Annotated in this window: 14 protein-coding genes; 2 read left to right on the top strand and 12 right to left on the bottom strand. The window is 45.4% G+C overall.

Going from position 1 to position 22,221, the window contains the following annotated elements; translation table 11 throughout:
* Positions 1-13: 13 nt before the first annotated feature.
* The 4 genes from gltB to purF form a co-directional block, all read right to left on the bottom strand.
* On the bottom strand, positions 14-4,567 hold the full coding sequence (gene gltB, locus NQ489_RS06110; RefSeq protein WP_021651135.1) for a glutamate synthase large subunit: 4,554 nt from the start codon (positions 4,565-4,567) through the stop codon (positions 14-16).
* Positions 4,564-6,192 carry a CTP synthase gene (locus NQ489_RS06105; protein ID WP_021651134.1) on the bottom strand — a complete coding sequence of 543 codons (1,629 nt, stop codon included), beginning with the start codon at positions 6,190-6,192 and terminating at the stop codon, positions 4,564-4,566. The genes gltB and NQ489_RS06105 overlap by 4 nt, the downstream gene beginning before the upstream one ends.
* A gap of 321 nt (positions 6,193-6,513) precedes the next feature.
* On the bottom strand, positions 6,514-6,747 hold the full coding sequence (locus NQ489_RS06100) for an HPr family phosphocarrier protein (protein WP_431833604.1): 234 nt from the start codon (positions 6,745-6,747) through the stop codon (positions 6,514-6,516).
* 278 nt (positions 6,748-7,025) lie between these two features.
* Positions 7,026-8,420, bottom strand: coding sequence for an amidophosphoribosyltransferase (purF, locus tag NQ489_RS06095; RefSeq protein ID WP_015525743.1), 1,395 nt, complete (start codon positions 8,418-8,420; stop codon positions 7,026-7,028).
* Positions 8,421-8,811: 391 nt separating this feature from the next.
* Here purF and NQ489_RS06090 point away from each other — a divergent pair, with 391 nt between their 5' ends.
* Positions 8,812-10,914: a glutamine synthetase III family protein gene (locus tag NQ489_RS06090; RefSeq protein ID WP_021651128.1), complete on the top strand. Its 2,103-nt coding sequence runs from the start codon at positions 8,812-8,814 to the stop codon at positions 10,912-10,914.
* Between the two features lie 292 nt (positions 10,915-11,206).
* Entirely contained in the window at positions 11,207-12,931 is a 1,725-nt protein-coding gene (locus tag NQ489_RS06085; protein WP_022426742.1) for an ammonium transporter, read from the top strand.
* 111 nt (positions 12,932-13,042) lie between these two features.
* Here NQ489_RS06085 and NQ489_RS06080 read toward each other — a convergent pair whose 3' ends face one another.
* The 8 genes from NQ489_RS06080 to NQ489_RS06045 form a co-directional block, all read right to left on the bottom strand.
* On the bottom strand, positions 13,043-13,693 hold the full coding sequence (locus NQ489_RS06080; RefSeq protein WP_044961278.1) for a trimeric intracellular cation channel family protein: 651 nt from the start codon (positions 13,691-13,693) through the stop codon (positions 13,043-13,045).
* Between the two features lie 216 nt (positions 13,694-13,909).
* On the bottom strand, positions 13,910-14,422 hold the full coding sequence (locus NQ489_RS06075) for a transcription repressor NadR (protein WP_021651124.1): 513 nt from the start codon (positions 14,420-14,422) through the stop codon (positions 13,910-13,912).
* 188 nt (positions 14,423-14,610) lie between these two features.
* Positions 14,611-15,465 carry a carboxylating nicotinate-nucleotide diphosphorylase gene (nadC, locus tag NQ489_RS06070; protein ID WP_021651122.1) on the bottom strand — a complete coding sequence of 285 codons (855 nt, stop codon included), beginning with the start codon at positions 15,463-15,465 and terminating at the stop codon, positions 14,611-14,613.
* A 101-nt stretch (positions 15,466-15,566) separates the two neighbouring features.
* Positions 15,567-16,826 (bottom strand): FAD-binding protein, encoded by a 1,260-nt coding sequence (locus NQ489_RS06065; RefSeq protein WP_044961276.1) that lies wholly within the window; start codon positions 16,824-16,826, stop codon positions 15,567-15,569.
* A gap of 73 nt (positions 16,827-16,899) precedes the next feature.
* A complete protein-coding gene (gene nadA, locus NQ489_RS06060; RefSeq protein ID WP_021651119.1) occupies positions 16,900-17,805 on the bottom strand; it encodes a quinolinate synthase NadA in 906 nt (301 codons plus the stop codon).
* Positions 17,806-18,244: 439 nt separating this feature from the next.
* A complete protein-coding gene (locus tag NQ489_RS06055) occupies positions 18,245-19,165 on the bottom strand; it encodes a sugar phosphate isomerase/epimerase family protein (protein WP_015525733.1) in 921 nt (306 codons plus the stop codon).
* On the bottom strand, positions 19,162-21,270 hold the full coding sequence (locus NQ489_RS06050; RefSeq protein WP_021651117.1) for a cytidylate kinase family protein: 2,109 nt from the start codon (positions 21,268-21,270) through the stop codon (positions 19,162-19,164). Before NQ489_RS06050 ends, NQ489_RS06055 begins: the two co-directional genes overlap by 4 nt.
* Before the next feature lie 45 nt (positions 21,271-21,315).
* Positions 21,316-22,149 (bottom strand): sugar phosphate isomerase/epimerase family protein, encoded by an 834-nt coding sequence (locus NQ489_RS06045; protein ID WP_021651116.1) that lies wholly within the window; start codon positions 22,147-22,149, stop codon positions 21,316-21,318.
* Positions 22,150-22,221 lie beyond the last annotated feature (72 nt).

Genomic DNA, 22,221 nt, shown 5'->3' with positions numbered 1-22,221 from the left:
TTCCTCATCCTCCTTAATGTTTCACGCCGATGCTCTCATAGAACGCTTCCATCTGTGCCTGCTGGCTGGTCAGACCTTTTTCTTCCAGCTTTGCACTTAATGTGATCATTCTCTTGTACTCATCCGGAATGAGTTTTTTGAAGTGAGGCAGATAGGAATCAAAATCAGCCAGCACCTTCTTACCGATCTCAGAGCCTGTTGCTTCCACATGAGCCTCGATAAGATCACGAAGCTCTTTTTTATCATATTTATTATCCACTTTTTCAATGGAGATCATTGCTTTATTGAGGTTCTTGTAAAGAACGTTATCCACATCAAGGACATAAGCGATACCGCCGCTCATACCTGCTGCAAAGTTCTTTCCTGTTTTTCCAAGAACTACCACACGACCGCCTGTCATGTACTCGCAGCCATGCTCGCCAACACCCTCAACAACTGCAACCGCACCGGAGTTACGTACTGCAAAACGCTCACCGGCAACACCGTTGATAAATGCAGTTCCGCTGGTCGCACCATAGAGTGCCACGTTTCCGACGATGATGTTCTCTTCAGCCTTGTATCCGGCCTTCTCTGGAACCTTAACGATCAGCTTTCCACCGGAAAGGCCTTTTCCGAAGTAGTCGTTGCTGTCACCGGTCAGTTTCAATGTCAGTCCTTTCGGAATAAAGGCACCGAAGCTCTGTCCGCCTGCACCTGTACAGTTTACAGTTACCGTATCCTCCGGAAGTCCATCCTTATGATTTCTTGTGATCTCAGATCCGAGGATGGTACCAAATGCACGGTCTGTATTGGTAACATTTACATCAACAGAAACTTTCTCACCCTTCTGGATCGCCGGTGCACATTTCTTGACCAGAACTTTTTCATCCAGAGTTTTCTCAAGATTGAAATTGTATACAGCCTTCGGATCAAAAGTTACTTTGCCCTTTCCTGCATATGGGTTATTCAAGATGGCACTTAAGTCAACCTTACCCTTATGCGGCTCCTGCACACTGTCAGAAACTGTAAGAAGGTCTGTACGACCTACCATCTCATCGATGGTGGCAACACCAAGGCGTGCCATGTACTCTCTCAGCTCCTGTGCAATAAAGCGCATGAAGTTCTCCACATACTCCGGTTTTCCGCGGAATCTCTTACGCAGCTCCGGGTTCTGTGTAGCCACACCTACCGGGCAGGTATCCAGATTGCAGACTCTCATCATCACGCAGCCCATCGTTACAAGTGGCGCTGTTGCAAAACCGAATTCCTCTGCACCGAGAAGTGCTGCAATGGCAACGTCACGGCCGCTCATCAGCTTACCGTCTGTCTCGATACGTACACGGTTACGAAGTCCGTTCATGATCAGCGTCTGGTGTGTTTCTGCAAGTCCAAGCTCCCATGGAAGTCCTGCATTATGGATAGAGCTTCTTGGCGCTGCTCCTGTACCTCCGTCATATCCGGAGATCAGAACAGTCTGTGCACCGGCCTTTGCAACACCGGCTGCAACCGTACCAACACCCGCCTCAGAAACCAGCTTTACGGAAATATCCGCATATTTATTGGCGTTTTTCAGGTCATAGATCAATTCTGCCAGATCCTCGATAGAATAGATATCATGATGTGGCGGCGGAGAGATCAGGCTGACTCCCGGTGTGGAATGACGGGTTTTTGCGATCCACGGATATACCTTCTTTGCAGGAAGATGTCCGCCCTCACCCGGCTTTGCACCCTGTGCCATCTTGATCTGGATCTCTCTTGCGGAAACCAGATAACGGCTGGTAACGCCGAAACGTCCGCTGGCTACCTGTTTGATCGCAGAGCAACGGTCATTGTCTGTTCCTGCTGAATCCAGACGCTCATCACTTTCACCACCCTCACCGGTATTAGATTTTCCATGGAGATGGTTCATGGCAATAGCCAATGTCTCATGTGCTTCCTGTGAAATAGAACCGTAGGACATGGCACCTGTCTTAAATCGTTTTACAATATCCTCAACACTCTCAACCTGGTCGATCGGAATAGGCTCCTTGGCAAACTTAAAGTCCAGAAGACCTCTTAAGTTTCCATGACCCTCGTCATCCACCAGCTTTGTATATTCCTTGAACATCTCATAGCTGCCCTGTTTTGTGGACTGCTGGAGAAGATGAATGGTACGCGGGTTATATTTGTGCTCCTCACCCTGGCTTCTCATCTTATGGGCACCTACGCTGTCCAGAGTAAGATCTGTGGCAAGTCCAAGGGGATCAAATGCCTCAGAATGAAGTTTTTCTACATTATCCTCGATATCTTCCAATGTGATTCCGCCTACACGACTTACGGTTCCTGTAAAGTAACGATCGATCACATCCTGGGAAATTCCGATTGCCTCAAAGATCTGAGATCCCTGATAGGACTGGATAGTGGAAATACCCATCTTGGAAGCGATCTTTACGATACCGCTGATCACTGCATGATTGTAATCATCAACGGCTGCGTAATAGTCCTTATCCAGCATATGTGTATCGATCAGCTCATGGATCGTATCCAGTGCCAGATACGGATTGACTGCACTTGCACCATATCCGAGGAGTGTTGCGAAATGATGTACCTCTCTCGGCTCACCTGACTCCAGGATCAGGGCAAGGGAAGTGCTCTTCTTTGTTTTTACAAGATGCTGATGTACTGCGGAAACCGCCAGCAGGGACGGGATCGGCATATGGTTCTCATCCACACCGCGGTCAGAAAGGACCAGGATGTTTGCTCCCTCACGGAAGGCTTTGTCTACCTCTACGAACAGACGGTCAATGGCACGTTCAAGCTTTGTGCTCTTATAATATAATGTAGAAAGTGTTACAACCTTGAAGCCGTCCTTTTTCATATTCTTGATCTTCAGCATATCGGTGTTGGTCAGAATCGGATTGTTGATCTTCAGCACCTGACAGTTCTCCGGCTTCTGGATCAGAAGATTTCCGTCTTTTCCTACATATACACTTGTAGAAGTAACGATCTCCTCACGGATCGCATCGATCGGCGGGTTTGTTACCTGTGCAAAAAGCTGCTTGAAATAATCGAACAACGGATAATGTTCCTTGGAAAATACTGCAAGGGGAGTATCATGTCCCATGGCTCCGATGCTTTCTGCGCCGTTTAATGCCATGTTTCGGATCGAAGTACGGTACTGCTCATAAGTATATCCGAAGGCTTTCTGAAGGCGTGCTCTCTCCTCCGGAGTGTATTCGACAACTCTCTGATTCGGGATCTTGATATCACGAAGCTGTACCAAATTGCTGTCCAGCCACTCACCATAAGGCTGTTTTTTCGCATATTTTTCTTTGAGCTCATTGTCATCAATGACACGACCCTGAACGGTATCAACCAGAAGCATTTTTCCCGGATGAAGACGTTCTTTTAATACGATCTTCTCCTCATCCACAGGAAGAACACCAACCTCGGAGGAAAGGATCATATAGCCATCCGATGTGATATAGTATCTGGATGGACGAAGACCGTTTCTGTCAAGAACCGCTCCCATCACATCACCATCTGAGAACAGAATGGACGCAGGACCGTCCCATGGCTCCATCATAGTCGCATAGTACTGATAAAAATCTCTCTTCTCCTGAGAAATCGTATCGTTGTTTGCCCATGGCTCCGGAATCGTGATCATCACTGCAAGTGGAAGATCCATTCCACTCATAACCAGGAATTCCAGGGTATTGTCAAGCATTGCAGAGTCAGAACCATTGCGGTTAACTACAGGAAGGACCTTGTGAAGCTCATCCTTCAGATACGGAGACTCCATGTTTTCCTCACGTGCAAGCATCTTATCGGCGTTTCCGCGGATCGTGTTGATCTCACCGTTATGTACGATGAAACGGTTCGGATGTGCTCTCTCCCAGCTTGGATTCGTGTTGGTACTGAAACGGGAATGTACCACTGCAATGGCAGACTCGTAATCCTGGCTCTGAAGATCGCCAAAGAAGGTACGGAGCTGTCCTACCAGGAACATACCTTTGTATACGATGGTACGGCTGTTCATGGAAACTACGTAAGTATTATCATTACTCTGTTCAAATTCACGACGTGCGATGTAAAGCATACGGTCAAAGGCAAGACCTTTTTCCACATCCTCCGGTTTTTTAACAAATGCCTGCATAATGCACGGCATGCACTCTTTCGCTTTATGACCAAGAACCTCCGGGAAGACCGGTACTGTACGCCATCCAAGAAGCTCCAGACCCTCTTTTTCCACGATGATCTCGAACATCTTCTTTGCCTGGGCACGTTTGATCTCCTGCTGTGGGAAAAAGAGCTGGGCTACACCGTATTCTCTCTCTCCGCCGATATCAAAGCCTTCTTTTTTACAGACCTTCTTAAAAAATTTGTGGGAGATCTGAAGAAGGATACCGACACCATCACCGGTTTTTCCTTCTGCATCCTTACCAGCACGATGCTCAAGATTCTCTACGATCTTAAGAGCATTGACAACTGTATCATGTGTTTTCTTTCCTTTTATATTAACAACGGCTCCGATACCGCAGTTATCATGTTCAAATTCAGGGCGGTAGAGGCCCTGCTGCTGATTTGCTACTTCTCTCATTTTTCTCATCCTTTCATTGCAGCTTCTTCTGCCGTCTTTTTATCAACTGCCGCCTGCACAAATCCACGGAACAGCGGATGTGCATGGTTTGGCCTGGATTTAAATTCCGGATGTCCCTGTGTTCCCACAAAGAACGGATGTCCGGCAATTTCGATCATCTCAACAATGTGAGCATCCGGGGATGTTCCTACAATGGACATTCCCTTTTCGTCCAGTTCCTTACGGAATGCGTTGTTTACCTCATAACGATGTCTGTGACGTTCCTGGATCTCTTTCTTTCCAAAAAGCTCATAGGATTTGGAGCCTTCTGCAAGCACACACGGATAGCTTCCAAGACGAAGAGTTCCTCCAAGATCTTCCACATCCTCCTGATCCGGCATCAGGGCAATGACCGGATGTGTTGTTTCCGGTGCCAGCTCAATACTGTTGGCATCTTCATATCCAAGCACATGGCGGGCAAATTCCACAATAGCCATCTGCATTCCCAGGCAGATCCCAAGGTATGGGATCTTATGAACTCTTGCATACTGTGCCGCAAGGATCATTCCTTCTGTACCACGGTTTCCGAATCCTCCCGGAACCAGGATTCCATCTACAGAATGGAGAGTCTGATCCAAATTTTTTTCATTGAGTTCTTCGGAGTCCACCCAGGTGATATCAACCTTTGCACGGCAAGAGATCCCGCCATGCTTCAGTGCTTCCACAACACTCAAGTATGCATCATGAAGCTGTGTATATTTACCAACCATGGCGATCTTTACTGTTTTATCCGGGTGGCGGAGATTTTCTACCATATTTTCCCAGTCTGTAAGATCTGGTTTGCGATTCTCCAGTCTTAAGCTCTGCAGTACTACGTCTGCAAGCTTTTCTCTCTCCATTGCAAGAGGAGCTTCATATAAATATTCCACATCCAGATTCTGAAGCACATTGCTTACAGGCACATTACAGAACAGGGCGATCTTTCCACGGATATCCTCGGTAAGAGGATACTCACTTCTGCATACCAGGACATCCGGCTGGATTCCCATTCCCTGAAGTTCTTTTACACTGGCCTGGGTGGGTTTGGTCTTCATCTCTCCGGAAGCACGAAGATACGGGATCAGAGTTACATGGATAAGGATCGCATTGTCATGTCCCACATCATGCTGGAACTGACGGATGGATTCCAGGAACGGCTGGCTCTCAATATCACCGACTGTACCACCAACCTCGATGATGGCAATTCTGTCTTCGTCTGCGGATTTTGCTCTGTAAAAACGGCTCTTGATCTCATTGGTAATATGCGGGATCACCTGAACGGTACCTCCGCCGAAATCACCATGACGTTCTTTCTGAAGAACAGACCAGTAAATCTTACCGGTTGTCACATTGGAATTTTTGTCAAGGCTTTCATCAATGAAACGCTCATAATGTCCAAGGTCAAGGTCAGTCTCTGTACCGTCATCCGTTACAAAAACCTCTCCATGCTGAATGGGATTCATAGTTCCCGGGTCAATATTAATGTAGGGATCAAATTTCTGCATGGTCACCTGATACCCTCTGGCTTTCAGAAGGCGCCCAAGAGACGCTGCGGTAATTCCTTTTCCCAGACCAGAAACAACTCCACCTGTTACAAAAACATACTTTACTGCCATCTTCGATTTCCTCCTCCATTTTGTGTCCCACAACAAAAAGGCGTCCGGAACAGATTCCAAGGGGTGAGAATTCCCCTGTGGTATCCGTTCCTGACGCCTTTGTCAGTTATCTTTCATATAAAATATGGTTTACTATAAACTATTTTTTTTTATTTGTCAATAACTGATTTTTCATATAGTCTGCGGAATTTCTTCCTATGAAATGGATGTAAAGAAAAAACAGACGCCTGCTGAGGATTTCAAACTGATCTCCTGTCTCTGCAGTCACGTCTGCTTTTTCTTTTTATGTCTTTCATATCTTGTCTGTCTCTGCACTGTCTGTCAGGCAACTGCATATTTCTGAAGGAAACGATCAAACTCATGATCCTCGCCATGACAGGTTACTGTAAGAACTCTGGTCAGATCCATGCTGAGGATTCCAAGAATAGATTTTGCATCAATTAAAATTCTGTTATATGAAATATCTACATCAAAATCACATTTACTTGCAGCCTTAACAAATTCTTTAACATCCTCTGTCGCATTCAATCTAATTTTTTTAGACATAAATATCATCCTCTCTTTTATCTCGGCAAAAAACCGGCCTTTTTTCGGCCTTGCTGTTTTCCTGTATATTCCAGACCAGCGGCCTTTTTCATCTGGCTGTTCCACATTATGTCTCATGTTGTCAGATTTGTCAAGTTGATGTTTTTTATCGTTTTTAAGAGTCTTTCTATAAAAACCCGGATTTTATATGACAAAATCCGGGTTTTTTATATATTTATTGTGCAGTTTTTACATTTTCGTTTTTCAATCCATTATTTTTTACTGTGAGATTAATTCCACATAGTTCATTAATCCTGTTTGATTTCTGCCGGTATTTCCATCGGATAATTGCCATCAAAACATGCTTTACACAGCGGAAGTCCACCTGCCATGCCTTCCAGATAATCGATCTGCATATAACCCAGGGAGTCTGCACCGATCATCTTACGGATTTCTTCCGTGCTGTGCTGTGCTGCGATGAGCTGGTCATTGGACGGCACATCGGTACCAAAATAACAGGGATGTAAAAATGGCGGGGAGCTGATACGTACATGGACTTCTTTTGCTCCTGCTTCTTTCAGCATGTGGATCAAATTGGCAATGGTAGTTCCTCGGACAATGGAATCATCTACCAGAACGATTCTCTTCCCCTTCACCACGGATTCCAGAACGCTCAGCTTCAGATGGACACTGGACTCTCTCTCCTGCTGTGTAGGCTTGATAAAAGTTCTTCCAATGTAACTGTTTTTATAGAACGCAAAGCCAAACGGGATTCCGGATTCCTCAGAATAGCCTTTTGCTGCCGGAAGTCCGGATTCCGGTACACCGGTTACCAGATCCGCTTCTACCGGATAGGATTTTGCAAGAGATTTTCCTCCACGGATCCTTGCATCATAGATTTTCACGCCATCCATGGTGCTGTCCAGTCTTGCAAAATAAATATATTCAAAAACACAATGAGCATGCTTTTTCTTCTCAGTCAGTTTACTGGATTTCAGTCCGTTCTTGGTGATCGTGACGATCTCACCCGGTTCAATATCACGGATAAATTCCGCTCCTACAGATGTCAGCGCGCAGCTTTCAGATGCAAGGACATAGGCATTATCTCTTTTTCCAAGACAGAGGGGTTTCAGTCCGTAAGGATCACGGGCACCGATCAGCTTCCGGGGGCTCATGATCACAAGAGCATATCCTCCGCGGATCTTCTCTACGGTTTTATGTACTGCTTCCTCTACAGTGGCAGAATGCACACGTTCTCTTGCGATATGGAACGCGATAACCTCTGAGTCGGTAGTTGTATGGAAAATTGCGCCTGTCTGGATCAGCTCCCATTTCAGAGCTTCTGTATTAACCAGATTTCCGTTGTGCGCAAGTGCCAGACTTCCCTTGATATAAGAAAGTACCAGCGGCTGTGCATTCTCTGCGACAGATTCTCCGGTGGTGGAATAACGAACATGTCCGATTCCGATATCCCCATTCATATTATGTACAACATCTTTTCGCAAAACTTCGCTTACCAGTCCGAGATCTTTATGGAACTGTACGTTTCCTCTTTCTCCGTCCGTCCTTGAAACGGCCATTCCGCAGGACTCCTGTCCCCTGTGCTGCAGCGAGGTAAGACCATAATAAATAGATGGTGCAATATTCCCTCCATCCAGATCATAAATCCCGAATACGCCACATTCTTCCTTTACTCCTGACATATTTTCCTCCATCTGTTCTTTCCGTATTGTACATCTTTGTCACTGGTCAAAAAGCTTCTTTTGCCTCGATCACTTATAGCGATCGCTGACTTTTCGACTGTATAACTACGATATCAGATTATAATAAAAGGACAAGATTTGTCAACCCTGCCTATTTTCCGACAGTCCGATCGCCCTGGTCAATTTTTTAGATTTTTCCAAAAAAGCTCTTGACAATATTTTATTTTGGTGTATACTGCAACACATAAAGCAAAGGCGCTTTGGATACGGCAGGTATCTGAAGCGCTTTTTTTGTTTTCCGGTCCGTTTATACCCGGTTCTTCCGGCAGCGGTCCTTATAAAATAATTAAAAATTATAATGAATGAGTGAAATCGAAAGGAGTGTACCTATATGGCACAGAGTATCCCTGAAATGTATGGCAGCCTTGTATTCAATGACAAAGTGATGCGAAGCAAACTGCCAAAGGACATGTACAAAGCATTAAAGAAAACAATTGAAAACGGAACTCATCTGGAACTGGACGTTGCAAATTCCGTAGCAGTTGCAATGAAAGAATGGGCTACTGAAAACGGTGCGACACATTACACACACTGGTTCCAGCCGATGACAAACGTAACTGCTGAGAAGCATGACAGCTTCATCTCCCCTACAGGTGACGGACAGGTGATCATGGATTTCTCCGGTAAAGAGCTGGTAAAAGGTGAGCCGGATGCATCCAGCTTCCCGTCAGGCGGACTTCGTGCTACTTTTGAAGCAAGAGGATATACAGCATGGGATCCTACTTCACCTGCATTCATTAAAGATAAAACTCTTTACATTCCTACTGCATTCTGTTCCTACAGCGGAGAGGCACTGGATAAGAAAACTCCTCTTCTTCGTTCCATGGATGTTCTGAACAAAGAAGCGGTTCGTATTCTTCACATCCTTGGAAACAAAGAGGTCCGTCACATCGACACAACCGTAGGACCTGAGCAGGAATATTTCCTGGTTGACAAGGATCTTTACAAAAAGAGAAAAGACCTGATCTTCTGCGGCCGTACTCTTCTGGGCGCTTCTGCACCAAAAGGACAGGAAATGGAAGATCATTACTTCGGAGCCCTGAAGCCTCGCGTTGCTGCTTACATGCATGATCTTGACGAAGAGCTTTGGAAGCTTGGCATTCCAGCCAAAACAAAACATAACGAGGTTGCTCCTGCACAGCACGAACTGGCTCCTGTATTTGATACCACAAATGTTGCTGTTGACCACAACCAGCTGACCATGGAAATCATGAAGAAGGTTGCCGATAAGCACAACATGGTCTGCCTCCTTCACGAGAAACCATTTGAGGGAATCAACGGAAGCGGTAAACACAACAACTGGTCCATGAGCACAGACACAGGTGTAAACCTTCTTGATCCAGGAAAAACACCGGCAGAAAATACACAGTTCCTAGTATTCCTGGTAGCTGTCATCAAAGCCGTTGACGATTATGCTGATCTTCTCCGCGTATCCGTTGCAAGCGCCGGAAACGATCATCGTCTTGGAGCAAACGAGGCACCGCCTGCGATCGTATCCATCTTCCTTGGAGATGAGCTGACAGACGTACTGAAATCTATTGAAAACGATACCTTCTTCAGCAATAAGCATGCGGTACAGCTGGATATCGGAGCAAAGGTACTTCCGCACTTCATAAAGGATACCACAGACAGAAACCGTACTTCACCATTTGCATTTACCGGAAACAAATTTGAGTTCCGTATGCTTGGTTCTGCAGCATCTGTCGCAAACCCGAACATCGTACTGAATACCGCTGTTGCAGAGGTTCTTGCAGAATTCAGCGCAGCTCTTAAGGATGTTCCGGAAGAAGAAATGGAAAACGCAGTACATGCACTTCTTAAGAAGACCATTGAAGAGCATAAACGCATCATCTTTAACGGAAACGGATATACAGACGAATGGGTTGAAGAAGCTGAGAAACGTGGTCTCTACAATCTGAAAACAACTCCGGATGCACTTCCGCATTTCATTGCTGAGAAGAACATTGAGCTGTTTACAAAGCATGGCATTTTTACAAAGGAAGAGCTTTTCTCCCGTTACGAGATCTGGCTTGAGAACTATTACAAGACCATCAACATCGAGTCCAACACTCTGGCTGAGATGATCCAGAAGCAGGTAATTCCTTCTGTATATACATATGTTGAAAAGCTTGCAGATACTGCAGCTGCAAAGAAATCCGTAGTAGCTGATATTTCTGTAGCAAGTGAAGCTGCTCTGATCTCCAAACTGAGTACACTTGCAGACACCATGGCAAAAGATCTGGAAACTCTGAAAGCAGATATAGCAAAAGCTCTTGCTTCTTCTGACGATGTACTTGCATGCTCCAAGGCTTATCAGGAAACTGTTCTGGAAGACATGGAAACTTTAAGAAAATCTGCAGATGAGGCAGAGGCTCTGATCCCGGATGAGTTACTTCCTTATCCGACCTACGACGAGCTGTTATTCTCCATCTGATCACAGATATCAGATAACAATTTCATACGGTAAATACAGGGGATATCCCTTATGAACTCTACTTCATAATTCATTATCGATTTCCTCATCCATTAATCACACGATACAGATATTCCCTGTTTTACATATATTAATTTTGATTTCGTAAAGGCGCGGAAGAGAATTTCCTCTCTCCTGCGCTTTTTCGTTATACTGATACTGGATAAATTCTGTCTGTTTTTTCTGTCCGGTATTACAAAAATTCTTTCTATACATAATAGGAAAGAAAAAAATTGGGAAAGGGAGTGTTATTATGTATTCTTCAGTAAACACAACTTGGGTCCTCGTCGGTGCAGCACTGGTCTTCTTCATGCAGGCTGGATTTGCAATGGTCGAAACAGGATTCACAAGAGCAAAAAACGCAGGAAATATCATCATGAAAAACCTGATGGACTTCTGTATCGGTACACCGGTCTTCTGGCTGGTTGGATTTGGCATCATGTTCGGTGCAGGAAACGGTTTCTTCGGCAAGATCGGCGGAATCGCCTCAGAGGCAAACTACGGAAACGCAATGCTTCCGGATGGAGTTCCTTTCTGGGCATTTCTCATCTTCCAGACTGTATTCTGTGCTACTTCTGCTACCATCGTATCCGGTGCCATGGCAGAGCGTACTAAATTCATCTCCTACTGTATCTACAGTTTACTGATCAGTCTCGTTGTATATCCTGTATCCGGTCACTGGATCTGGGGCGGCGGCTTTATCAGCCAGATGGGATTTCATGATTTCGCAGGTTCCTGTGCCGTTCACATGGTTGGTGGTGTTGCTGCACTAATCGGTGCCATCATCCTCGGACCTCGTATCGGAAAATATTCCAAATCCGGTAAATCCAGAGCGATCCCGGGACATAACCTTACGGTTGGTGCACTTGGTGTATTCATTCTCTGGTTCTGCTGGTTCGGTTTCAACGGTGCATCTACTGTCAGCATGGAAGGCGATGCCATTGTAAGCGCCGGAAAGATCTTCGTAACAACAAACCTTGCAGCTGCTGTTGCTACTGTAACAGTTATGCTGATCACATGGATCCGCTACAAAAAACCGGATGTTTCCATGTCCCTGAACGGTTCTCTTGCAGGACTGGTAGCCATCACAGCAGGCTGTGATACCGTATCTCCTACATCTGCAGCTATCATCGGAATCCTCTCCGGATTCATTGTAGTATTTGGTATTGAATTTGTTGATAAAGTTCTCAAAATTGATGACCCGGTTGGTGCTGTTGGCGTTCACGGTCTTAACGGTGCTTTCGGAACTCTTGCTGTCGGTCTTTTCTCCGACGGTGCAGGTACCGAGTGGAAAGGTCTTCTCACAGGCGGTGGTTTCCATGGCTTCGGTGTTCAGTTTATTGGTATGGTTATCACCATCGCATGGGTTGCTGTTACTATGACAATTATCTTCCAGGTGATCAAACACACGATCGGTCTTCGTGTTTCCGCTGAGGAAGAGATCGCAGGTCTGGATATGAAAGAGCATGGCCTCGCAAGTGCATACGATGGATTCTTTGTACAGGATACCATGACAAAGGCTCCGACTCCAATGGGAACTTCCGTAAAAGCCCCTGTTGTAAAACATGCTCCTTCTGCTCCTGCTGAATCTGTTCCTGAAATTCCTGCAGACGGCGTACACAAACTGACAAAGGTTGTTATCATCACACGTCAGAACAAGCTGGATGAGTTTATGCAGGCTATGAACGAGATCGGCGTAACCGGTATCACTATCACAAACGTTATGGGCTGTGGTGTTCAGAAGGGTGCTCCAACCTACTATCGTGGTGTTGAGGTTGACATGAACCTCCGTCCGAAGGTTAAGATCGAGATCGTTGTAAGTCTTGTACCGGTTCAGAAGGTTATTGATACTGCAAAAGAAGTTCTTCATACCGGTCAGATCGGCGATGGTAAAGTCTTCGTTTACGATATCGAAAACGTTGTCAAGATCCGTACCGGCGAGGAAGGCTTCCTGGCTCTGCAGGATACAGACGCATGATTCTCTTATGAGAGGAACCGATAAAATCTTCTACGCAATATAAACCAAATAAAAGCCAAAAAGCTCCGGAACATTATTCCTTAAATGTTCCGGAGCTTTTCATATCTTTTTTTATTCTCTTCTCAGTCTCGGCAGATTCCACCGGTAATGTGCCGCCAGGTACCGGATCAGGATCACTACTACCGTTCCGATCACCATGGCCGGCACTCCGCCCCACAGCCTGTATATCCAAACACAGGCAATGGCCCCTACAATAGACGCACAGGCATAAATATGGCGCACAAAAATATATGGCGGTACTCCTGCCATCATATCACGGATCAGACCGCCTCCAACTCCTGTGACAGTCCCAAGAAACACAAGAAAAAAAGTTCTTCCCATATATCCCTGGGAAATCCCCTTATCAACCCCCATGACAGTAAACACACCAAGGCCAACCGTATCCATCACCAGCATCACCTTATCATAGACCAGCCGGTTCCCGCCTTCCAGCAGCTCCTGCTTCCAGTACATCACTGCAAAAACAATACAGGACGTCACGGTTGCCACAATGGTATACAGCGGATCCTGAAACATTCCCGGCGGCACGATTCCCAGGATAATATCCCTGGTAGCTCCTCCGCCTACTGCAGTCACCACTCCAAGAACGCAGACCCCGAAAATATCCATTCCTCTCTGCGCCCCCACCATAGCTCCGGAAGCAGCAAACGCAATAGTTCCTGCCATCTCCAGCATAAATGTAAACATACTCTGATAATCCATTTCCCCTCCATACATATCCAACCGTATTTTTTCTCACCCTCATATCTGCATCCTGTTTTCCCTGTTTGTACATTTCCACAAGGTGCACATTTCCGCAGGGTGCAAGAAGGAACCCTGCCATGCAGGATTCCTTCTCCTATTTTCGTGATCACTCTATTTTCATATTAACAGAATTTTCTCATTCTGTATATCTTTTCTTTTTGTATCTGACTTCTGCTATTCTGCTTCGATCAGAAATCCTCGCCGTTTCAGCATATCCTGGATCATATCCAGGATTTCCTCGGATTCTGCTTCTACTTTATGATAATGATAATCCGATGTGATATTCTTCAGAGGACTGGACTTGCCGCTTCGGATATCCTCCATAAAATTCTCAACCTGGCGCCTGGAGCTGATATTCAGTTCTGCCTCGATATGTCCGTAAACTCTGTGATTCACCATTACGTTGATCACTTTTCCGCCAAGATCCACAATCCCGCAGAGCTCGTTCTCCAGATCCGCATCTGTATGATGCACCTTGAATATCCGGCTCACAGTATGGGGAGCAGTAAAAATATATCCTCTGTTGGTGGAGATCACGTCATTCCCCTCCGCGCGTATCAGCGCAATATCCTGCACGATCACCTGTCTGCTGACCTGAAATGTTCTGGCCAGAGCACTTCCTGAGACCGGCCGTTCACTGTTTTTAATTTGATCCATGATCGCTGTCCTGCGTTCTGAACCAGTCATTTAAGTTCCCCTTTCCTGGCTGTGCCTGTACTTTTTATTCCGATACCTCTCTCCTTCATTCTCGCGATATCTCCAACCCGGCCCGACATCACCTGCTATGCCTCTGCTTCCGGCAATTCACGCTTCTTTTCTGATATTCCGGGTATTTCCTGTCACAGCACCCGGTATTCTGTAAAATCCTGCATTTTTCAGGAAAGTGGATGAAGATTCTTAAGCGAAATATCAAGGATCGGTGCAGAATGCGTTAATGCACCACTTGATACATAGTCTACACCAACATCCCTGATCTTTGCAATGTTTTCTTTTGTAACATTTCCGGAGCATTCAGTTTTTGCTCTTCCACCAATCAGCTGCACCGCTTCTTTCATCATCTCCGGAGTCATGTTATCAAGCATGATGATATCTGCGCCGGCCTCAACAGCTTCTTTTACCTGATCAAGAGTTTCTACCTCAACTTCGATCTTGCGGACAAAAGGAGCGTACTCCTGCGCCATTTTTACAGCATTTGCAACGCTTCCTGCTGCTCCGATGTGATTGTCTTTCAAAAGAACTCCATCTGAAAGATTATATCTGTGGTTCTGTCCGCCGCCTACACGAACAGCATATTTCTCAAAAATACGCATATTCGGCGTCGTTTTTCTGGTATCCAGCAATGTGATCCCTGTTCCCTCAAGAAGTGACGCAACCGAATGTGTATAGGTTGCGATCCCGCTCATTCTCTGAAGATAATTCAGCGCCACACGCTCGCCGGAAAGAAGCACCCGGATATCTCCTGTAACTTTTCCCATTTTCTGACCTTTTTTTACTTCATCGCCGTCCTTGCAGAACAGCTCCACTTTTGTGTCAGCATCCAGAAGCGTAAATACACGGCTGAAGATTTCCAGTCCCGCAATGATTCCATCCTCTTTACAGATCAGATCTACCTCTCCCGGAACTGCTTCTTTCATAACAGAGTTTGTGGTAACGTCTTCGCTTGAAATATCTTCCTTTAAAGCCTCCAGGATCAGGTGATCTACCTGAAGTGTCATTGTGATCTTATTCATTTTACAATCCCTTCTCTTTCTTAATCATCACAGCAGCCCTGTTCTCCAAAGCAAGGCTGCTCCTGTCTTTCATAATACGGATATTTATATTCCGGCTGCATTCACGCCGCACCTGTAGCACTTTTCTTTTCTGCTGAGATTGCTTTGGCTGCACGTTTTGCAAATACAAGGCTCTCCAGCAGGGAATTACTTGCCAGTCTGTTCGCGCCATGTACACCGTTGCAGCTGGTTTCTCCCACTGCATAAAGCTGGTCCATGCTGGTCTTGCTGTCAGAATCCACCCAGATACCGCCCATGAAATAATGCTGAGCAGGAACAACAGGGATGCATTCTTTTGTCACATCATAGCCTTCTTCCAGACACCTCTGATAAATATTCGGAAAATGATTCAGGATCGTATCTTTATCAATATTTTCCATGGAAAGCCATACATGGTCTGTTCCTTCTTTTTTCATTTCTTCCCGGATCGCATTTGTTACTACATCTCTTGGAAGAAGTTCATTGACAAAACGCTCTTTTTTGCTGTTATAAAGTACTGCGCCTTCTCCGCGGACCGATTCTGAGATCAGGAATCTGCGGCCCGGTTTCTTGGAATACAGCGTTGTCGGATGGATCTGCACATAATCCAGATGTTCCAGACGCACATTGTGTTTTTTTGCAATATCAAGAGCATCCCCTGTGAGATGCGGATAGTTGGTGGAATGCTCATATCTTCCTCCGATCCCGCCGCTGGCCAGGATCGTATCCTGTGCATAAATCTCTACCTGGATCTCTCCGCCCGGCTGGATCTCTTCCTGGGTCTTCACCGCTTCTTCGGCTTCCATAGCTTCAAGACGTGTCCTGTTCGCTTCTGCGGAAACTGCCTTCAGGCCTGTACATTTGCCATTTTCCACAAGAATATCCTGCATGGTAGTATATTCCAGAATTGTTACATTTTCAAGCTTCAGAACCTGCTGGAGCAGTTTTTCGGAAATTTCTTTTCCTGTGATATCCTCATGATAAAGGATCCTCGGTCTGGAATGTGCACCTTCTCTTGTATAAGCAAAATCATCTCCATCCATCTTGAAATCCACACCATATCCGACAAGGTCATTAATGATGTCTCTGGAGCCTCGGATCATAATGTCTACCGACTCTTTTCTGTTTTCGTAATGTCCTGCCTTCATGGTATCTTCAAAATAGCTGTCGTAATCGTTTTCATCACGGAGCACACAGATCCCGCCCTGGGCCAGGAAAGAATCACTGCTCCTCATATCCTCTTTTGTGATGATCACGATCTTTTTGTCCCGCGGAAGCTTCAAGGCACTGAACATACCTGCAACACCTGTTCCCACGATCACTACGTCTGTTTTAATTCTCATTGCTTTTCGCCTCTCTGTCCTGATTTCTCTTTTCATCCAACTTAGACAAATCTTTTATACAAATGTGTTTTATTTATTTTGCCAGTTCCAGCATCCGCTCCAGCGGTCTCTTCGCGTTTTCACGTGTCTCGTCTGTTACATGAACCTCATTCTCCCCGGTTTTCAGAACGTGGAGAACTTTTTCCAGAAATACTTTTTTCATGTTTTTGCAGACCGGTACGGTTTCTGTGAAGTAGAATTTTTTATCCGGGCAGGTAGTTTCCAGCTTGTACTGAACGCCACATTCTGTACAGATGATAAACTCTTTGTTGTCACTTTCCTGTGCATATTTGATGATCCCCGATGTGCTTCCGATGTAATCAGCCTGTTTCAGAACTGTCTGAGGACATTCCGGATGTGCCAGAACCAGTGCATCCGGGTGTGCTTCTTTTGCTGCTTTTACTTCTTCCGGATCCATAAATTCATGGACAATGCAGAAACCTTCATTATAAATAAAGTTCTTCTCAGGAACCTGTTCTGCAATAAAATGTGCAAGATTTCTGTCCGGGATAAAAAAGATGTTTTTGTTCGGAAGCGCTTTTACGATCTTTACTGCATTTGCGGAGGTAACACATACATCAGAAAGCTCCTTCAATGCTGCTGTGGAATTAATGTAACAGACAACTGCCACATCGTCATATTCCTCTCGCACCTTGCGGATGCCTTCTTCTGTTGCCATATGAGCCATCGGACAGTCTGCATCCATGGCAGGCATCAGAACAGTTTTATCCGGACTTAAGATCTTCGCACTCTCTCCCATAAATCCTACTCCACAGAACACGATCGTCTTCTCTTTCGCGCTGGCTGCGATCTTGCTGAGATAAAAGGAATCTCCTATATAGTCAGCTACATCCTGTACTTCGGGACGCACGTAGTAGTGTGCAAGGATGATGGCATCTTTTTCTTTTTTTAATTTCTGGATTTCTTCTGCAACTGTCATTATCTTTCACCTTTCCTGCAGGATTTCTTTTTTGAGTTCCTGCTTTTGCTTTCTAGTACAGCGAATATTAAGTAACCGCCATATTGACTTGTCTGATTTTTCATCTGCTGCATCAATATAGCAGAAACTTAATTTTCGCTGTACTAGTCTTTATTATGCAGATGCTTCTGATCTGCTTTTTTATTATCATGTAACTTTTTTCAAAACATCTTACACATAATACCACAGTCCTTTACATGTGACAAGACAGTTGTTTGATATATGTAAAGTTTTTTTGTAAAGAAAGACATCAAAAAACACGGTTTCCACAATGAAACTTTCATCCTGGAAACCGTGTTTCTGCACACATTCATTATTTTATCAGTCTTATTCACCGTTCTGCGTACTGTCAGCTACTCATTTATTACAGTTTTCTTTCTGATCTGCCGCGATCACCCGATCATTTCCCCAGCAGTTCTCTCTCAATCCGCTCTCTTGCTTCCGGTGCCTGCTTATCCATCTTTTCCGGAAAACCAAACATGGAAACGCAGGCAATGTTATCGCCGCCGGCTTTCGGTGCATCCGGTTTCAGCTGCTTGCTGGCAAAATCCATTTCTCTCAATGTTTCAAAAATACCATCAAAATCCACATCACCCTCACCCATTGCAAGATGCTGATGCACCGTCACATCCGCTTTTCCACGGCCATTCAGCCACGGCGGATTTAAAATGTATCTGCAGTCCATGGTCTGGTTAAAGGTATCCGCAAAAAGTACATGGGTCAGTTCATCTCCCGCATATTTCAACATGGACCGCACATCTCCTTTGCCCTCATCGTAGAAGAAGCCGTGAGGAGAAGAATACACATAACCAAGATTTGGAGAACGGAAGGATTTCACCATATCACAGGTCTCATTATTCAGCTCACAGAAATCATAAGGATGAGACTGGATCTCCACACGGATACCCTCACGCTCGATCAGCGGAAGCAATTCCTCCATGGATCTAAACCACATTCCATTGCAGATCTCCTGCTGGTTCGGATCACCCGAAAGCTCTGTATTGATAACCTTCACTCCCATATCTCCGGCGATCTGGATCATCCGTTTCCAGTTTGCAACTGCAAACTGTCTCTGTTCCTCCGTCGGACCAGACCAGCGATACACCACGATAAAGGACGAAATCTCAACGCCAGTCTCTTTAAGAGCCTGTCTGTATTCCTGTTCACATTCTTTTGAAAACAGTGGATGCTTATAGAACGGATTGATCCTCGGATGCGGAGACTGTTCAATATATTTATATCCCCAGTCCGCCACCTGATGGACCATACGGTTGATATCCATCTGTTTTGCAAGAACATCTACGTCAAATGCGATCTTCATGATGCATTCCCTCCTTTTTCCTCTTCTTTATTCCGGATATAATCCAGGATCAGGCTGGCCGCTCCGGCTGCACCTGTTTTGGATACATTGATCACCATATCGTAATAATGGGGATCGTCTCTGCGGATTCCGGTAAACTTCTCATAGTATTCATTTCGGATCTGATCACGTTTCTCCAGTTCTCCAAGAGACTGGCCTTTATAATATTCCTGGCCCTCTTTTTCCCGGTAAGCATCATCTGCATAAACGAAAAAGCTGTATGCATGTGGCTCTCCACGAAGCACATAGTTGGCACATCTTCCCAGGAATACACCTGGTCTTCTCTCAGAAAGCTCACGGATGATCCGGCTCTGCACCTCAAACATCTGAACACCTGTATAATCTGCTGCCGCACCTGCCGATGAATGTCCATACGGGGAAAATGTAAGCTCAGAATCCTCATAATTGTAGGAATCCAGATACTGCCTTACACTTTCCAGATCTGCTTTTTCCATACCGAACTTTTCTGCCATAAGACAGATGATCTGACGATCATAAACCTTGCAGTCCAGTGCTTTTGCAACATCCTCGGCAATCTTTCTTCCACTGCTGCCATACAGTCTTCCAATTGCCACGTTGATCCGGTTTCCGGAAGCTTCCGGTAACGGCATGGACTGAATCTCGCCCGGCACAGAGACGCTTTCCTCTCCCGATTCTCGCTGGATCAGTTCACGCATCATTTTGTCATAAACTTTGTCCAGCTGGTAGCATGCTGCGATCACAAACATCACTACCCAGATTGCTATCGGAACATACAGATAAAATCCCTTGATCACGCTGATTGCCTCTGCAGACTGCTCTGCCGCTGTCGCCTTTGTTCCGTCAAAGTATGCCGCCGAAAGAATTCCTCCCATAATAGCAGAAGTCAGTCCGGAACCGGCTTTCTGACCCATGCTCATAGATGAGAACATCAGACCCTCCACACGCTTGCCTGTTTTCCACTGGCCATACTCAATAGCATCGCTTGGAAGAGAATACTGCACACCATAGAATGGGGCGATTCCGATACCTCTCATGATACAGGTTACAACACCAAGCGAAACACTGGTAATATTCATCAGGAACAGAAGCTGTCCTGCAACGCCCAGGATGCAGCCGACACAGATGAGATTTCTTTTTCCATAGCGGGGAAGCACCTTCGGCAAAAGGGCAATTCCTGCCACAGTTGCCAGTTTCTCAGCTGCGGAAAGAGGCATGACGAGGTCTACATTTCCGAGTACATACTGGCAGTAATAGGTAAGGTCCGTTCCGATAATAATCTGATATGCGGTATAAAAGATCATCAGCCCCAGAGCGATAAGGAAATACCGGTTGGTAACGGTTGCTTTAAATGCTTCCACAAAAGGAATATCTTCCTTTTCCTGTTTTGCTGCAGAAACACGCTCTGTACAGACAATATAAGTATTCACAAGTACACCGACAGAAATGATCGCATAGCCGGCAGTTACCAGGATCCAGGCCATCTGCTGATTGCCGGTAATATTCGCTACGATATTGATCAGCGGCAGTGTGAACGCAGTAATGATCATACTTGCTGTGATCGACAATACCATGCGGATGTTACAGATCACATCACGTTCACGACGGTCACGGCTCATCAGAGATCCCAGTGCATGGAATGGCTGGCTGATAGCAGTGTATACAACCGTATTCATGATATTATAGGTAACAAAAGCATAGATGATCTTTCCCATATTTCCCATTGGCGGCATGGTGAACAAAAGCACCGCTGCCAGCGCATAAGGAACCGCAAGTCTTAAGATCCAGATCCTGGCTTTTCCATACTTGGAATGAGTCCGGTCGATAATAGTTCCCATCAGCACATCGGAAAATCCATCAAAAACACGGGACAAAAGCATGATCATTCCTACCGCACCTGCTGATATTCCAACAACGTTGGTATAAAAATAGATCAGCAGAGTTGTAGTCATGGTATACATCAAGGTCAGTGCCGGATCACCAAAACAGTATGCCAGCTTTTCCGACAACGGAACCTTGATGAATTCATTCAAGTCTTTCCCCTTCTGCTTGTAATTCAACAATTCAGGGATTCCCTTACCAGCCATAGTATCTACCTCCTATCGGTTTAAGGTCGGACCTTTCTGAATGAATTATCCGAAATATTTCTGCACAAAGTCTCTGGTAACTTCCGCAGCCTTTTTCACGTTGTCCTCATGGCTCATTGCATAGTATTCCGGACGGAACTCTTCGATGGTGCAAACGCCATCAAAACCGATCTCCTTCAGTGCAGCTGCGATTCCTGCATGATCTACAACACCCTCACCCGGCCACAGTCTCTTGTCGTCTCCGCAGGAGCCAAGCGGAAGATCCTCACAGTCATTTAAATGGTATGCAAAAATCTTCTTGCCATCAGCAGCTCTCAGGTCCTCAAGGCGGGAGCACATCTCATGGAAATGGAAGGTATCCACGGTAACGCCTACATTATCTCTGTCTACTGCTTTTACCACATCATAGGCTGTTCCAAACTGGTTGATGGAGCAGTTCGGTGCACCACAGAACTCCAAGGAGATCTTCATATCCGCGCCAACCTTATCGGAAAGATAACGAAGACGTGCAACTGCTTCTTCTTTGATCTCACTGACAGATTTGTCTTTTACATCAAAGCTTGGAACGGTGATCAGCATTTTCATTCCAATTGCTTTGGAAACCTTCAGGATAAAATCAACTTCTTCGTCAATCTCTTTTTCCCCTGCCTCATCTCTCTGGTTAAAGAAGATCAAAGTGTTGTATGCCCATGGTTTCAGATGATGATTCTTAAACCAGTCTGCAAGTTCTTCCAGTGTATGCTCTTTAAGATAGTCCTTTACGCAGTCAAAGCGGATCTCAATATAATCAAAACCATATTTCTCGCACATCTCCAGGTCTGCCATAAGAGACTGTCCTTTACATTCCAGTGCAGTTGCTTCATTAAATCCTAATTTCATCTTCAATACCCTCCATATGTTTTTACTTTTCAGCCAATTTTTCCAGTTAATCTCACCGGCAGGTTTTCCACT

This window comes from Blautia sp. KLE_1732_HM_1032, assembly GCF_025147905.1.
GTDB lineage: Bacteria > Bacillota > Clostridia > Lachnospirales > Lachnospiraceae > Blautia_A > Blautia_A fusiformis.
Note: the sequence above shows the minus strand (reverse complement) of the source record. Positions and strands in the feature narration are given on the sequence as shown.